Origin of the sequence: Vibrio sp. BS-M-Sm-2, from assembly GCF_041504345.1 — a bacterium.
Taxonomy (GTDB): Bacteria; Pseudomonadota; Gammaproteobacteria; order Enterobacterales; family Vibrionaceae; genus Vibrio; species Vibrio satsumensis.
This window is the reverse complement of the sequence record NZ_CP167894.1, coordinates 2,948,054-2,964,470: the sequence shown is the minus strand read 5'-3', so window position 1 is coordinate 2,964,470 and position 16,417 is coordinate 2,948,054. Positions and strand designations below refer to the sequence as shown.

At 44.6% G+C, this 16,417-nt stretch carries 15 protein-coding genes; 12 read left to right on the top strand and 3 right to left on the bottom strand.

What is annotated here, in order from left to right; genetic code table 11:
• Positions 1-9 precede the first annotated feature (9 nt).
• From rsxG to AB8613_RS13665, 5 genes are all read left to right on the top strand, one after another.
• Complete coding sequence (rsxG, locus tag AB8613_RS13685) at positions 10-639, top strand: electron transport complex subunit RsxG (RefSeq protein ID WP_017098008.1); 630 nt, start codon at positions 10-12, stop codon at positions 637-639.
• The gene (locus AB8613_RS13680; protein ID WP_372383963.1) at positions 639-1,331 is read left to right on the top strand and encodes an electron transport complex subunit E; all 693 of its coding nucleotides are present in this window, start codon (positions 639-641) and stop codon (positions 1,329-1,331) included. Before rsxG ends, AB8613_RS13680 begins: the two co-directional genes overlap by 1 nt.
• Positions 1,332-1,514: 183 nt before the next feature.
• The gene (nth, locus tag AB8613_RS13675; protein ID WP_010437137.1) at positions 1,515-2,150 is read left to right on the top strand and encodes an endonuclease III; all 636 of its coding nucleotides are present in this window, start codon (positions 1,515-1,517) and stop codon (positions 2,148-2,150) included.
• Positions 2,151-2,276: 126 nt separating this feature from the next.
• Positions 2,277-2,693 carry a lactoylglutathione lyase gene (gene gloA / locus AB8613_RS13670; protein ID WP_004734046.1) on the top strand — a complete coding sequence of 139 codons (417 nt, stop codon included), beginning with the start codon at positions 2,277-2,279 and terminating at the stop codon, positions 2,691-2,693.
• Positions 2,694-2,894: 201 nt separating this feature from the next.
• Positions 2,895-3,329, top strand: coding sequence for a DUF2753 domain-containing protein (locus tag AB8613_RS13665; RefSeq protein ID WP_004734047.1), 435 nt, complete (start codon positions 2,895-2,897; stop codon positions 3,327-3,329).
• Positions 3,330-3,431: 102 nt separating this feature from the next.
• Here the strand turns inward: AB8613_RS13665 and AB8613_RS13660 are convergent, their stop codons facing one another.
• Positions 3,432-4,313, bottom strand: coding sequence for an OmpA family protein (locus tag AB8613_RS13660; RefSeq protein ID WP_017632535.1), 882 nt, complete (start codon positions 4,311-4,313; stop codon positions 3,432-3,434).
• A 188-nt stretch (positions 4,314-4,501) separates the two neighbouring features.
• Between AB8613_RS13660 and rnt the strand changes: the two genes are divergently transcribed.
• From rnt to AB8613_RS13640, 4 genes are all read left to right on the top strand, one after another.
• Positions 4,502-5,146, top strand: coding sequence for a ribonuclease T (rnt, locus tag AB8613_RS13655; RefSeq protein ID WP_017061178.1), 645 nt, complete (start codon positions 4,502-4,504; stop codon positions 5,144-5,146).
• A gap of 65 nt (positions 5,147-5,211) precedes the next feature.
• Positions 5,212-6,537: a Na+/H+ antiporter family protein gene (locus tag AB8613_RS13650; RefSeq protein WP_048659751.1), complete on the top strand. Its 1,326-nt coding sequence runs from the start codon at positions 5,212-5,214 to the stop codon at positions 6,535-6,537.
• A gap of 275 nt (positions 6,538-6,812) precedes the next feature.
• The gene (locus AB8613_RS13645; RefSeq protein ID WP_372383962.1) at positions 6,813-8,156 is read left to right on the top strand and encodes a response regulator; all 1,344 of its coding nucleotides are present in this window, start codon (positions 6,813-6,815) and stop codon (positions 8,154-8,156) included.
• Between the two features lie 46 nt (positions 8,157-8,202).
• On the top strand, positions 8,203-12,561 hold the full coding sequence (locus AB8613_RS13640) for a transporter substrate-binding domain-containing protein (protein WP_372383961.1): 4,359 nt from the start codon (positions 8,203-8,205) through the stop codon (positions 12,559-12,561).
• A 42-nt stretch (positions 12,562-12,603) separates the two neighbouring features.
• Here the strand turns inward: AB8613_RS13640 and AB8613_RS13635 are convergent, their stop codons facing one another.
• On the bottom strand, positions 12,604-13,233 hold the full coding sequence (locus AB8613_RS13635; RefSeq protein WP_274125192.1) for a DsbA family protein: 630 nt from the start codon (positions 13,231-13,233) through the stop codon (positions 12,604-12,606).
• A gap of 98 nt (positions 13,234-13,331) precedes the next feature.
• Positions 13,332-13,670, bottom strand: coding sequence for a Grx4 family monothiol glutaredoxin (locus tag AB8613_RS13630; protein WP_004741702.1), 339 nt, complete (start codon positions 13,668-13,670; stop codon positions 13,332-13,334).
• Between the two features lie 269 nt (positions 13,671-13,939).
• Between AB8613_RS13630 and sodB the strand changes: the two genes are divergently transcribed.
• The 3 genes from sodB (at position 13,940) to AB8613_RS13615 (ending at position 16,237) form a co-directional block, all read left to right on the top strand.
• On the top strand, positions 13,940-14,524 hold the full coding sequence (sodB, locus tag AB8613_RS13625; RefSeq protein WP_004734050.1) for a superoxide dismutase [Fe]: 585 nt from the start codon (positions 13,940-13,942) through the stop codon (positions 14,522-14,524).
• A 248-nt stretch (positions 14,525-14,772) separates the two neighbouring features.
• Positions 14,773-15,276 (top strand): VC2046/SO_2500 family protein, encoded by a 504-nt coding sequence (locus AB8613_RS13620; RefSeq protein WP_372383960.1) that lies wholly within the window; start codon positions 14,773-14,775, stop codon positions 15,274-15,276.
• Between the two features lie 277 nt (positions 15,277-15,553).
• Positions 15,554-16,237 (top strand): SDR family oxidoreductase, encoded by a 684-nt coding sequence (locus AB8613_RS13615; RefSeq protein WP_146492258.1) that lies wholly within the window; start codon positions 15,554-15,556, stop codon positions 16,235-16,237.
• The last annotated feature ends 180 nt before the right edge of the window (positions 16,238-16,417 follow it).

Below are 16,417 nucleotides of genomic sequence, written 5' to 3'. Positions count from 1 at the left end.
GCGGATACCATGCTAAATGCAATTAAGAAAAACGGCCTTGTACTCGCAATTTTTGCGTGTGCTTCGACAGGTTTGGTCGCGGTAACTCACTACCTGACCAAAGACCAGATTAAGCAGCAAGAACAGGCTCAGTTACTGTCTGTTCTTAACCAAGTTATCCCGCACGATCTGCATGATAATGAACTATTTTCAGCCTGTACTTTGGTTCAAGCAGAAGAGCTGGGCACTGAACAAGCGATGCCAGCTTACATTGCTAAACTCAATGGTGAGCCAAGTGCGATTGCGATCGAAGCGATTGCACCCGATGGCTACAACGGCGCGATTAAGGTCATTGTTGGGATGAAAATCGACGGTACCATTTTAGGTACTCGCGTTCTTTCCCACCAAGAAACTCCGGGATTGGGTGATAAGATTGATCTACGTGTGAGTGATTGGATTCTCTCATTTGCTGGTAAGCAAGTGACGGATTCTAATCTTGACCGTTGGAAGGTTCGTAAAGATGGTGGTGACTTTGACCAGTTCACTGGCGCAACCATTACGCCAAGAGCTGTCGTTAAGTCAGTTAAGCAAGCGGTGCAATACGTTAACCAAAACAACCAAGCATTGCTTGCTCAACCTCTAAATTGTGGTGGTGAATAATGAGTGACCATAAAACACTAATCAAAAATGGCATGTGGGCTAACAACCCTGCCCTAGTTCAACTACTTGGCTTATGTCCTCTGTTGGCTGTGTCTTCAACGGTGACTAACGCACTTGGGCTGGGTATTGCGACTCTGCTTGTATTGGTCGGTTCGAACGTTGCAGTTTCTCTGGTTCGTAACCACGTACCAAAAGAAGTGCGTATTCCAGTATTCGTAATGATCATTGCGTCACTGGTAACCTGTGTTCAACTTCTGATGAATGCTTACGCCTATGGCCTTTACCTGTCTTTGGGTATCTTCATCCCGCTGATCGTAACCAACTGTATCATCATTGGTCGAGCTGAAGCCTTCGCTTCTAAAAACGAGGCATTGCCTGCTGCTCAAGATGGTTTCTGGATGGGTCTTGGTATGACATCGGTACTGGTGGTACTGGGTGCAATGCGTGAGGTTATTGGTAACGGCACTCTATTTGATGGTGCAGACCTGCTTCTTGGTGATTGGGCTTCTGTGTTACGAATCCAGATATTCCAATTTGATAACAGCTTCTTGCTAGCCCTGCTTCCGCCAGGTGCCTTTATTGGTGTTGGTTTCTTGATTGCGTTGAAAAACATCATCGACAACCAAGCAAAATCTAGACAGCCTAAACAAGAAAAACCAGTCATTGAACGCGCTCGCGTTACCAATGCTTAATAAGTTACAGTAGCTTAAACCCTGCTGAGTAGCTCAACCGCTCAGCAGGTAATTAGATTGACCAAGTACACATAATAATGACGCTCATAAGAGCGCGTAACCGATGATAAAGCCTGAGCATTGAGAGTTTATTGAATACCAACTCCGGAACTCAAGCCCTAACTATTTGAAAGTAATGTCGCTATGAACAATGTAAAACGAGTAGAAATACTTGAGCGTTTAAGAGAAAACAATCCAAAGCCAGAGACTGAGCTTAACTGGAACAGCCCTTTCGAGTTGCTGATCGCGGTACTTTTATCAGCACAGGCAACCGATGTCAGTGTCAACAAAGCAACGGATAAGCTTTACCCAGTCGCCAATACTCCACAAGCCATTTTCGACCTAGGTGTTGATGGCTTGAAAGAGTACATCAAGACAATCGGCCTATTTAATTCAAAAGCAGAAAACACCATTAAAACGTGTCGAATGCTGCTTGACCTACACAACGGTGAAGTACCGGAAGATCGTGCGGCATTAGAAGCCCTTCCTGGCGTTGGTCGTAAGACAGCTAACGTAGTATTGAATACCGCTTTCGGTTGGCCAACCATTGCCGTTGATACTCACATCTACCGTGTATCAAACCGCACTAAGTTAGCAATGGGTAAAACGGTCGACGATGTTGAGGCTAAGCTTCTCAAAGTCATTCCAAAAGAATTCAAACTGGATGTCCACCATTGGCTCATTCTTCATGGACGTTACACCTGTGTCGCGCGTAAACCACGCTGTGGCAGTTGTATCATTGAAGACCTATGTGAGTTCAAAGAGAAGACGGACGTCTAGGCTCATAAGCTGTTAGCCCTAAGCGAAAGAAGCTAACAGGCCCAATGGCTAAAAAGCACCGCGTTTTTCTCGCGGTAGAAAACAGAATTACAAAAACGTATACATAGTTAAAGCTAGGAGCAAATCATGTCAAACGGTCGTATTTTACACACCATGCTACGCGTGGGTGATCTAGACAAGTCTATCGAGTTCTACACCAATGTAATGGGCATGCAGCTATTACGTAAGAACGAAAACAAAGAGTACGAATACACACTGGCTTTCGTTGGCTTTGGCGACGAATCTCAAGGCGCTGTGATTGAACTAACGTACAACTGGGGCACGACGGAATACGATCTTGGCTCTGCTTTTGGCCACGTTGCTATCGGTGTTGATGATATCTACACAACGTGTGATGCGATTAAAGCAGCAGGCGGTAACGTGACTCGTGAAGCAGGCCCAGTAAAAGGTGGCTCTACGCACATCGCATTCGTTAAAGATCCTGACGGCTACATGATTGAGCTGATTCAAAACAAACAAGCAAGCGCAGGTCTAGAAGGTTAATTCCTAAATACCTTCGCAAGATTAGGCTAGAACGCCTGATGAAATGAACACAGAAGCGAGCACTATGCTCGCTTCTTTTTTTATCACTCTCCCCATAATCAATATTCTTTACCAATTATTATTAACAATCTCACTGATGAAACTTTACATGATAATGATTATCATTTAAATTAACCACCTATTGATTAGTGAGGTAATACAATGATTAGCGAATGGGAAAAACACACGTTACTCGCCGATACGGCATTGCAGCTCGATGATCCTGTACGAAGTATTCTTCACTATCAGCAAGCATTGAACTTAAGCGAAGAAATTACAGAACGTACCGATATTCAGGCCGATGAACGCCTACTGATTTCAGTGATTTCTTGTCACAATCTTGCGCAATTCTGGCGCTGGGCCGGTGATACTGAATACGAACTTAAGTATCTTCAACTGGCTTCAGAAAAAGTGCTGACTCTTATCCCTCAATGCCCTAACACGCAATGTTCTAGCTTTATTGATTCAATTGGTTGCTGTAAGAAAGCGCTGATCGATTTCATGAAACGCCATCCCAACCCTAAAATTGCTTCTATGGTCGAAAAGATCGATACCGCGACCAACTGTGAAATGATTGCTCGTTTCCGTCTTAACTAGGAAAGATCCTTTCGCAGACGCAACGTTTAGTTCATTGATTCAAATACAAAAAGCCCGTCATGACGACGGGCTTTTTAATTTGAGCTTTAGATTTTATTGGCGCTAAACCTGCGTTCTACCCAATGAGATAACAACGCGTCGGTTCTTGTCTTTACCAATTGGCGAGTTGTTGTCGGCAATTGGACGACGCTTACCATAGCCTTGTACTTGAATACGGTCTTCTGGCAAACCGAGAGACTTAAAGTACTCTCTTAACGACTCAGCTCTGCGCTCTGAAAGGTTTTGGCTAATGCCTTTGCTGTCGACAGAATCGGTGTACGTTGCCACCAGCACAAGATCAATATCTTGGTTGTAGCGAACATAATCAGCAATCTGGCTCAACCTTTTACGTGACGACTTATTCAGCTGATCGCTATTACGGTCGTAATGCAAAATAGTAAAAGAGATATCTTCAAAGCTGTAAGGCAATAGGTTGGCAACACAGTCGCTGAACACATTGTATTTTTCTTGGAACAACACCGATGATAACGACACTTCGATACGTTGATCTCGACTTTGCCACTCTTGGTAACTGAATGTCGGGTAACGCCCTTTCTCCAGCTCACTCAAAATACCCCAAGCCGTTTGTCCGCCTACGTAGCCATCAAATTGTTGGAAGAACTTAATGGTTGTCATGCGATCAGCACTTTCGCCCGGACGCCAAGGTGGTGGCATTGAAATCAAGCTAACATTGCGAGTCGCACCCATTGGGCGGCGCATTTTAAGCTCAAAGTCCAAAATGATTTTTTTACTCGCACGAGATGAAAACTCAGCGTCACCAAAATTTGGGATTGGATGAACTAAGCGACATTCTAGTGGCGTGTTAGCCACCATCTCCCACGTTGACTGTTGAGGAGATGCTCCGTAACGCTTTTCTTGTGCCATTACCGATGACGACATAAGAAGCGAAAATAGCATTGAACCTGTTATGAGTTGTTTCTTCATAAAGTGGAGTATCTCTTAAGCAATTCGTTTAACAATGCAGCCAATTGCCGCATTTTTCTCTCGCGTTTAAATATGCAATTATCAAGCCGAAATGGGTTAGGTAATTTGTGATTTATTGCCCTTCCCTAGTTTTTATCACTGCTATTATCTGCAATAATGCAGCCTTAATCACACTTATTTGGGCTAACATGACTGTAGAAAACGAAGCTCTGACCCTAAAAAAACGCTTTCGTGGCTATTTTCCAGTGGTCATCGACGTGGAAACCGCAGGGTTTAACGCTGAAACCGATGCATTATTAGAAATCTGTGCCATTACATTAAAAATGGATGAGAACGGAGATCTGCACCCTGCATCAACGCTTCATTTTCACATTGAGCCTTTTGAAGGCGCAAATATAGAGCAGGCAGCATTAGACTTTAACGGAATTAAAGACCCATTTAGCCCATTACGTGGTGCTGTGTCGGAACAAGAAGCCCTTAAAGAAATCTACAAGCTAGTGAGAAAAGAACAAAAAGCTTCAGATTGCAGTCGCGCAATCATGGTTGCTCACAACGCTACATTCGATTTGAACTTCGTTAATGCGGCAAGTGAGCGCTGTAAGCTTAAACGCGTCCCTTTCCATCCATTTGCTACTTTTGACACTGCAGCTCTTAGTGGTCTTGCCTACGGTCAAACCGTTTTGGCTAAAGCTTGCCGCACTGCAGGGATGGAATTTGACAACAAAGAAGCACACTCTGCTTTGTATGATACGCAAAAAACCACAGAGTTATTTTGCGGCATTGTAAACAAATGGAAAGCCCTTGGTGGTTGGCCTCTTGTTGACGAAGAATAAAAAATAGAGTCGGTAAACGTTCACTCGTATTGCCTTCATAAAAAACACAACATCCCGAGAATAATATGAATCCTGTTGTAATTTCAGTTTGCATCATGCTTGTTTTAGCTTTGATGCGCGTAAACGTAGTCGTTGCTCTCACGTTCAGCGCAATTATCGGTGGCGTAGCCTCTGGTATGGGCTTGAACGACGCAGTCGCGGCTTTCGAAAGTGGATTAGGTGGCGGTGCAACTATCGCACTTAGCTACGCTATGCTTGGTACATTCGCTGTTGCTATCTCACGTTCTGGTATCACAGATCTCCTTGCTCAAAGTGTTATCAAACGCATTCACGGCAAAGAGAACAGTGCAGCATCGACTGGTCTTAAATACGGCATCCTGGCGTCGTTGATCTTAGTAACCATGTCTTCGCAAAACGTGATTCCTGTACATATCGCCTTCATCCCAATCTTAATCCCACCTCTACTAGGCGTATTCGCAAAAATGAACCTAGACCGTCGTCTAGTTGCGTGTGTGCTTACTTTTGGTCTGATTACGCCTTACATGGTGTTACCGATTGGTTTTGGCGGCATCTTCCTAAACAACATCCTGCTTAAAAACCTTCACGACAATGGTCTTGAAAACGTTGTAGCAAGCCAAGTACCTATGGCAATGTTGTTACCAGCAGCAGGCATGATCTTCGGCCTTCTTACCGCAGTATTCTTTACTTACCGTAAGCCTCGCCAATACAAAGAAACTTCTCACACTGTTGTTTCAACAGAAGTGAAAGAGATCAATAAGAAGCACATCCTAGTTGCAGCGGCTGGTATCGTAGCAGCGCTAACAGTTCAACTGTCGACGGGTTCTATGATCATCGGTGCTCTAGCGGGCTTCATGGTATTTACCTTCGGTGGCGTCATTGCTTGGAAAGAGACACAAGATGTTTTCACCAAGGGCGTTCATATGATGGCAATGATCGGTTTCATCATGATTGCAGCGGCAGGTTTCGCGGCAGTTATGAAGCAAACGGGTGGCGTTGAATCTCTGGTTGAAGCGCTTTCAACCAGCATCGGTGACAATAAACCTCTAGCTGCGCTACTTATGCTAGTGGTTGGTCTACTCGTAACGATGGGCATTGGTTCTTCGTTCTCTACGATTCCAATCCTTGCGACTATCTACGTTCCACTAGCGGCAGCATTTGGTTTCTCGCCAATGGCAACGATCGCTCTAGTAGGTACAGCAGCAGCACTTGGTGATGCGGGCTCTCCGGCTTCTGACTCAACATTAGGTCCAACGTCTGGTCTAAATGCTGATGGTCAACACGAGCACGTTTGGGAAACTGTAGTACCAACATTCTTGCACTACAACATCCCACTGATCGTATTCGGTTGGATTGCAGCCATGGTTCTGTAATTAGGTTCTGTAGTTAAACAGTCCTACCCTGACTTTTATAAAGACCGCCTCGTGCGGTCTTTTTTGTATTTAGCCTCTTTTCACTCTTTCTTTATAACTTTAGAAATAAGCTAACCTTCTGAACCAACGTCACTTTCTATACATTATTCCGTTCGCATTGATATGCAACTTATGGCTATTAATTAAATTCACTTCTACACTTAAGTGTTTAATAAATAAGCCGCTAATTCATAGAAGACAAAGTGGCAAGGCTCAATACGTCAGAAGGCTACTATATGGATATACTCGCCCGATCGCGCTACCTCATCATTGATGACAGCAGCGTCATTCAAAGTGCGACACGCGCACTGCTTATCAAACTCGGTGTTCCGAACAACAATGTAATCAGCGCCTCCAATGCCCAAAATGCAATTGAGGCTTGCCGCGCACATCGATTCGATATATTACTGATTGACCATGATTTAGGCTCAGGTAGTAATGGCTTACAACTGCTTGAGCTTTTGCAGCAGAAAGAGTTAATCAAACCACAAACCCTTGTGTTTATAGTGACGGGTAATGATAGCCAAGACATCTTCTTTGGCTATGCTCACTTCGAACCTGATGGCTACCTGATCAAGCCAATAAGAGCCGATGACATCATAAAACGAGTGACATCAGCCCTGTGTCGACAGCAATACTTTTCGACATTAGAGCAAGCCTATCTTAAGAACGGGCTCAACGCGGTAAAGCCACTCTTTGGTAAAGCCCCTGACCCATCGACATTGAAAGACGCCATAATCTACATGGCAAACATTCTGATTAAGAATCACCACCTCGATGAGGCACAAGCCATGTTAAATGGTTTGCTGCAGCTCCATGATTACTTGCCTGCCAAGGTTAAGCTGGTTGAAATCCATATCGCTAAACAGAATTATCACGACGCGCTCAGTCAGATAGATAGCTTGATAGAAAACAATCCACGCAACATCAAATTGCAGCAACTTAAGGTCAAGATCTGCCTCAATACCAGTGACTTCGAATCCGCTAACCAGCTAATCGACCAAGTGCTCACCATAAACGGCAGTAATATTGAGCTGACCAACACCATGGTTTGGCTACAACTGTTAGATAAAAACGTTGAACAAGCGACCCTACACCTCAAGTCGCTTGCTCAACTCATTCCCCACTCGATTTGGGATTCTGCTGGTAAGCGAGCACTGATCTTATGGACAGACAGTTTAACCCTCACTCAAAAAGAGCTAGCACTTTGGAAGCCTGAAGGGGCTTGGCAAAGGCTCTCTCATTCTGAAAAGTCGTACGCACTCAGTAAGCCGTTGTTGAAGCTTTGTCGAACCTTACAGCTCATTCAACTCGAACAGCATGAGGTGGCAAAAGAGCGTATTGAGAGTATTTCAATGAACGAGTTCTCAGACAATGATGTCGAAGCTTTCTTCTTATTAGCACTGTGTTATCAAGCCTTCGGTCTACAAGACAAAGTCGATCAAATAAAGCGCCAAATTGAGATCCACCTAAAAGCAGACCATACCAGCCTCGCCCTTTTGCAGCGTATGGCATTACAGCAAGCAGACAATTTTGCATTACCCACACTAACCAAAGCACCTTTGGCCGCCGTTAGTTGAGCACACCGTCAAACCCAAATGAGTACGTAAACGACAGGATGTCTTTATGCAGAACAATGCTACAAAAACGAAAACGTGGTGTGTCGCCTTTCTATTGAGTTGCCTTACGGTATTCATGTGGCCACTGCACAGCCTTGCTGAAAGTACACCTCTAGCAAACTCGTCGAATAACCAAGTTGTATTACGTGTCGGCCTACCTTCTTACAACATGGTTCCTTATAGCTACCAACATCAAACGCCCTCTGGGAACATTGTTTCTGAAGGACTACTCATCAGCATGTTGGATGAGGTATCGGCAAACGCAGGCTTCAAATATAAAATCGAGCTATTCCCTACATTTAGCGGCGTACTCAGTGCATTTGAACAGGGTGAATTAGATTTGTTGGTAGGCGTCTCTTCGACCAAAGAGCGCCAAGAATATATGACGTTCAGTGAACCCATGTTCTCGATTCGACGAGCGGTCATTACTCAAAATCTGAAAATAAACGACTTGAGTGAACTGGCAACCGCAAACTTAGCGCTAGAGAAAGGGTTTGCGCTCAATGATCTCCTACCTAGTTTACTTCCAGAGAGTCGAATTACCACGCTAGACAGCACACAAGCGGCCTTCACCGCGATTGAAGAGAATCGTGTTGATGCTTACATTGGTGATGCACTTGCGCTGTCTGCGTTACTGCGAGAACAACCTAAAGACTCACTTACACTATCGGTTCTTCCTGACCTTCCAGCTGACCACTTGCACTTTGCAGTCAAAAAAGGAAAACACAAACTACTCAGCCGAATCAATTTCGCTTTAGAGGACATCAAGCAAGGTTCGCTGCAGTCGATTTACAATCAATGGCTTGCTCCCTCTCAACACTCGATGTTGCTGGATTATGGAACATTGAATTTAACTCAAGACGAAAAGAACTGGCTTGATAACAATCCTTCCATCCCTGTAGGCACACATTCCAATTGGTATCCTTACGACTTTACCAATGAGCAACAGCAACACTCCGGCTTATCTGCTGACATATTAAATCTAATAAGTAATGTGCTTGGCGTGTCATTTGAAAGTACCACTTACCTAACCCCAGAAGCAGCCGAGGTCGCATTCAATAATGGTGAGACCATGGTGCTAACAAACATCACGCCAACCACAGATAAAGCTCGATACATGGACTTCACTCAAGCCTACAGCTTTGAACCTTGGTTGTTATTAAGTCGCTCTGATCGACTAGGTAACTTTGCGCCAAGTGGCACCGAAGATATTGGTGTGATTGAAGATTCCGGAGGCACAACGGTTCTACCTTCTCTCTGCCTGACTTGCCAAGCCGTCCCTTACATCAATCACGTCAGCGCTTTCCAAGCATTACAGAAAGACGAAATCAGTTTCGCGCTTGCTTCTCTTCATCATGCCGCGCCTTTATTGCATCAAGACTATGTAGGGCAATTCAAAATCACAGGCACCATTAATGAGCAAAACAGTGCTCCTTTGGCTTTAGCTGTTAACTTCCGCCACCCCATGCTGTTGAGTATTCTCAATAAAGCCATTGGCGCATTGCCTGCCAATGAACTTGAGCGCTTGGAGAACAAATGGCTAACCTATGAATACCAAGAAGGTTTGTCGCCACGCGAAGTGGCTAAATGGTCGGTGATCATCGGGCTTGGGATCTTTGTGGTTATCTTCGTGATCGTATTCTGGAACCGCAGAATGGCGGCGGAAATCGAGCAGCGAAAAGTCGCAGAACAGCGCGCCAAAGCCGCAGAAGCCCATTTACAAACACTGGCCGACAACATAGATGGGGTGGTGCTAAAACATATTCAAATGCACCCTCAACAGCCTTTGAATATCCAGTTTAGCTTCGTCAGTGCCGGTGTATCCGATATGTTCGGCTTATCCGTGGATAGCGTAAAAGAACACCCTCAACATCTTTTCGAGCTTGTCTCGAAGGAAGACTTGCCACAGTTTGAAGCCAGTATGCTTGATGCTATTGAAACCGGGCATTGGGAAAGCGAACAGCAAGTGCAATTAGAGTCTGGTGAACTGAAATGGGTGAAATTTAATAGCCAAGTATCAAACGGCCACGCTATCGAATGGAACACGGTGATTACAGACATCACCCTACTGAAAAAACAGCAACAGGCTTTAGACAACGCCCGCCAGAAAGCTGAAAGTGCCACCGCCGCTAAGTCGCAGTTCCTAGCGACTATCAGCCATGAGGTTCGCACCCCAATTAGCGGGATCTTAGGGTTACTGGAATTAATGCAGGAGCATCAGTTGAGTGAAGAGTTGCTCAACCTACACGGAGGATTGAATCAGTCAGCTCGTAACTTACTGCACATCGTTAATGACGTGCTCGATTACTCTAAGATTGAAGCGGGAAAACTAGAGCTTAACCCGACCGAGATCGAGTTTGGTAAAGTACTAGCACGAATCGTGCAACCACAATCCATTCACGCGCAGCAAAAAGGCTTGGCCTTCCATTATTGGCAAGATCCAAATCTCGCTCAATGGCTGTTCGCAGATGACATACGACTCCACCAAATTCTAAATAACTTCCTCAATAATGCGATTAAGTTCACCGAACATGGCACGATTTCGTTACATGTCGACGTCATTAAGAAAAACGAACATCAACAAACAATTAGCCTCACCGTCTCAGACACGGGTATTGGTATCCCGAAAGACAGACAACAAAGCTTATTTCAGCCTTTTGAACAAGCTGACAAAACCACTAGCCGCCGTTTTGGTGGTACAGGGCTTGGACTATCTATAGCTTTGAAATTGATAGAACAGATGGATGGCAACATAGAACTGTCGAGTGAAGAAGGAAAAGGCAGCCACTTTACGGTTACCGTTACCCTCCCGACTTGTACTCTTCAAGATGCAGTAAGCAACGCTTTGGCTCTACCACAAACGCTGATTTGCCCTTCGGAGGTTGAGAATCCTATTGGACTAGATGTGGGTAATCACTCACACGAGGTGTATGTGGTTGGTTACGTTCTTCAACAAGAAGAGCTGTGCCGATATTTGAAACACTTCGGCCTTGAACCAAAGGTTCTGCATATTAACCAAAAGCACCTTCTCAAAGAGATGGTCGTCAAACATCAGCCAAAACACATCTTTGTGGCGATGTCTGTGTGGCATCAGCTGACGATTACCGATGCTTGGATTCAACAACATACAAGCTCAACACGATTTACCGTGATCAACCAAAATCCAATGCTCTCGCCTGAGCCTTTAGGCAACTCTTGGTGTTTGTCGGTCAATCCATTACTGCCCGATAACTTGGTTCACGTTCTAACGAAGCCCGTCAGTCACGACAATCTAATATCGCCATTAGACAACGAAACTAAAACGCCGATCGCCACAGAGACTCGCGAACAAGCTGAACTCAACGGCAGGCTGATTCTGGTCGCAGAAGATCATCCCATCAACCAACAAGTCATCGCTAAACAGCTTGAAAATATCGGTGTCCACGCCGACATCGTTGATAACGGAGTGTTAGCTCTGAACGCCTTGAAAGATAAACGCTATGGCTTATTACTAACCGATTGCCACATGCCCGAAATGGACGGATACACACTTGCATCAAGCATTCGTCAAATAGAACAACGCAAAGAAGAGCTGAACCGAGAAACTCAAAGACTGCCAATCGTCGCGCTGACGGCAAATGCTGTGCAAGGTGAAGATGCTAATTGCTACGCGCACGGCATGGATGACTTCTTGGTTAAACCCGTTTCGATTAAGCAGATGAGATTGACCATTGAGAAGTGGCTGCCCGCAATCGACGATTCCAACCCAGTTCGTGAAACTGATGTTTACGATGCAAAGGAATTAAAGGCACAGAATCAGGAAGTCAATGCTTCATCAAACTCTTCACCTAAAGACGAGGAAACCAATAAAGACGAAGAAGCCAATGAATTTTCGATGCTGTTCCAAGATATTGAACAAAGCTTTGAGGATAATCAGAGCCTAGAGCCAAGCGAAGACCTCGTTCCTGCAAACGCCCGAGACTCCTCCAGCGATACCAACAATCAAGTGATCGACTACGCCACCCTCTATGATCTCTTCGACGATCACGATGTCGTACTGACCTTACTTGAAGAGTTTGCCGCAAGCTTCATGGAAGATAATAAACGGATAAACGACCTGTGGGCTAACAAGGAATACCGAGAACTAAAAACCACGGCACACCGACTTAAAGGCGCAGCAAAAATGGTGGCATGTGACACGATTGCTTCTCCGCTCGCAATCATTGAGGCGCAAGCAAACGATCTAGTAACCGAAGCCACGGGCTTAGAGCAAGCCGAATCAACAATTGAAGCATCAATCGCGGAAGTCACTACCACATTCGAACGGTTTACAGAGGAGATAAACCAACTACGTCAGACAAAAGAAAAGGCTTACTCTTATGAGTAAACCTTAGAAGTCGTTGCGTTAATACAGACAGCTCTCGCTGGATTATGCAGCGGGAGCACTGTTCACTAGAATTTCGCGAATAGACTTAAGCGTCGCTTCAGTTGAATGGTAATCCAGTTCAACTTCACTAAAAATGCCATTTACTTCAAGCATTAACGTCGGGTAAGAAAACACACCCATCGCTTCTTTAAAGCCTAACTGGTCATCTAATTCACTTTCCAATAACTTGCTAGAAAGGTCATTTTCAAACTGTTGTACGTTCATGCCTAGCTCTTCAGCCAACTGCAGGTGCGTTTCTTGACTGTGTGGCAACATCGCACGAAGGTAGTACGCATGTTGAATCGCTTCTAGCATCGCTTCGTAGTGATCTTGAAAACCTGCGGCGATTACAGCACGGCACGCAGGGTAAGTGCTGCGAACAGGCTTACACTCAGTCCAAAACTCGTGGTTAAACTCGGTACCTAGCTTAGCTTCAATCTGCTTCCAGATCGCTTGCAGTTTGCCTTTCATCTCTTCTGACATTGGCTCATCAGAATCCGGTGCCAAGCCACCCACAACGTAGTTAAACTCAATGCTCGCAGGCAATTGTTGTTTCAACAACTCAAGCGTTGGCTTGTATCCCCAACACCAGCTGCACATTGGATCATGCACATAATGAAGTTTTACGTTCATTGTTCGTTCCTTATCGAGTCGACTCTTCTATCAATTCCAACAAAAAAGGAGCCTAATTAAGGCCCCTCATTTTAACTATTCAGCGCAAAGGCTAGAGCTTACTCAGCGTCATCACCAGCAACTTTAGCTGCTGCTTCTTTGATGATTGGCTGAAGTTCGCCTTTTTGGAACATCTCAAGAATGATGTCACAACCACCGATTAGCTCACCTTCAACCCAAAGTTGTGGGAAAGTTGGCCATTGTGCGTAAGCTGGAAGCTCTGCACGGATATCTGGGTTTTGTAGAATATCTACGTAAGCAAATTTCTCGCCACATGCCATTAGAGCTTGAGACGCTTGAGAAGAGAAACCACAGCTAGGTAGCTTAGGAGAACCTTTCATGTACAGTAGAATAGTGTTTTCTTCAATTTGCTGTTTGATTTTATCGATAGTTTCCATTGCTTCCTCGTTAATGGATTACGGCTTTTATTGCCTTTATTCTACCCCAAACCAAAAGAATAAAAACCATATAAAAAAAGCGGTTAACAAGCTAAGCTAACAATTCACACAAAAGTGATGAAATAAGCTTTTAATAAAGTAAAAACTTGCTAAACTATATCGCAAGTCAGCAAATTGACCATGGTTGGCAGTATAGCGAGCCATGAATAATAATATCACTGGAAGCAATCGAAAGAGTTAACTCTTTCATATCAATGGAGAATTGAGCAATGGCATTTGAACTACCGGCTCTTCCTTACGCGAAAGACGCACTAGAACCACACATCTCAGCAGAAACGCTAGATTTCCACCACGGTAAGCACCACAACACTTACGTTGTTAAGCTAAACGGTCTTATCCCAGGTACTGAGTTTGAAGGCAAAACACTAGAAGAGATCGTTAAGACTTCGACTGGTGGTGTTTTCAATAACGCTGCTCAAATCTGGAACCACACGTTCTACTGGCACTGTCTTGCTCCTAAAGCAGGCGGCGAACCAACTGGCGCTGTTGCAGAAGCTATCAACGCTGCATTCGGTTCTTTCGAAGAATTCAAAGCGAAATTCACTGATTCAGCAATCAACAACTTCGGTTCTTCTTGGACTTGGTTAGTTAAGAAAGCTGACGGTTCTCTAGACATCGTTAACACTTCTAACGCTGCTACTCCTCTAACAGAAGAAGGTGTTACTCCACTTCTAACTGTTGACCTATGGGAACACGCTTACTACATCGATTTCCGTAATGTTCGCCCTGACTACATGGCTGCATTCTGGAACCTAGTAAACTGGTCTTTCGTAGAAGAGAACCTAGCTAAGTAATCTATTACTTAAGCTGCGCTATTTATAGCGAGTTACCTATTGAAAGCTCATGCCTCGGCGTGAGCTTTTTTGTATCTGTCGTATTCCTATCAATACGAACATTACGAAACAAATCAGCCAATCAAGACTGCTTTTTAACCTATTGTTACCTTTCTTAATCGCCCTGCATAAATTCTCTATTCGCCTGTAATTAAACACTAAAGTTTGCCGACTCCATGCCGTTAAAGGTGTATCCAATGAGAGGCTACATGCAAATACATACTTTAGACAAAGCAGGAATCATAAACGAACTGAAGTTCGGCATCGGGATCAGCCAAGCGGTTGAGCAAGGTCGCCGTGCAGATTTCGCGTTGCTGTTATCTATGTTCTCTAATGATGTTCGCGATTGCACGCCGATAGACACCATTGAAATCACAGAGACAACTGAAGATCGCCTGCGCAAGCAATTTGGCGTAGCAGAACCACAACAACTGCGTTCAAACCAATCGTCGTATGAAATTTCAGCTCAGCAATCTAATCATTTTCATCAAGCAAGCCTTGCCAGTGCCAAGCTCAGCCACTATTTGAAACCTGAAGCGCTTGCCTTTATGCCTGAAGATACGGCTGACTTACCCGAAGAAGTTTACCAAAACCTTTCTGGTCATGATCGACGTAAACTTGCAAACAAGCATTTCCCTGATTTGCCACACGCCACGCTCTACAATGAGCTAACAACAGCGCAACGTCAGTATCAAATTCAAGCTCAAGTATAGCGGTCACCTACCTTTCCCTTTTTCGCTGTCTATCCACCGCTATTCTTCGATTAACTCACGTCCTTAAAGCATTCACACGAGTGATATGAACCACCAGCCTTAGGCAACCTACAAACACCAGATGTTGGTTACCGCTTGAAGTTACTGCAAAATGTGACTTGCCACTAAGTTCATAAAAACTTATTAATGGGTACAGCTTAGTTTGAACCAATTCACACCCATCGTATGAAATTTAACCCATCCTTATCCGACATGGACAACTTGTTTAGGTACTGGGATGGAAATAAAAAGCTCAATCATATTGGTGACATCTGCCGGCTCGCGACTGGGAGGAACGATTGCGAACCACTTTGTTAACCTTGGAGCCACAGTCATCCTTTGCGATAAAGACACGGAAGCACTTCAAGCAACTTATTCGCAATGTACTCGGTTCTCCGACTCTGTTTACCATTACACGCTCAAAGGAAATGACAGCCAAGCGATTCTCAGCGTGTTTGATTTTATTCAATCGACCTTCAATACCACACCGGATGTACTGGTCAATAACTGGATCAGCTCCCCTATGCCTAGCTTAATTGGTGATCAGCCTGTCAGTACCTTTATTAATGACCTCTCATCTAAGGCATCGACCCTTTTCGCATTTGGACAAATCAGTGCAGAGAGGCTACGAGAAGAAGATAAAGAAGGCGTGATTGTAAATGTGATATCTCACGATGACTTCCATGATGTGTCAGGCTTAGAGAGCGCAAACTCCATGATTACCGGCTTTACCCATAGCTGGGCGAAAGAACTGACTCCATTTGGTATTCGAGTCGGTGGTGTTGTGCCCGCGGTTCATAACTCTGACGGTAAACTCAACCGATGCCATTGGGCGCAACTGCAGGATGAACTAACCAGAACAACAGAATATATTGTCTCTAATGATTACTTTAGTGGGCGAGTTGTGGCTGCTGAGGTTTAGTCCCCCCTACTTCAAGTAAATGCGCGCAATTCATTTATCATTAAGTCGATCACTTTAGCCTTTCAAAGTCCTCAGACTAGCCAGCAAACATAAAAAAAGCCCCAGTCTCTCGACTGGGGCCTTCATCTTTTCCCGATAGATAAGTATCGTGCTAGCGAAAACTTATCTCAAACTAATGCT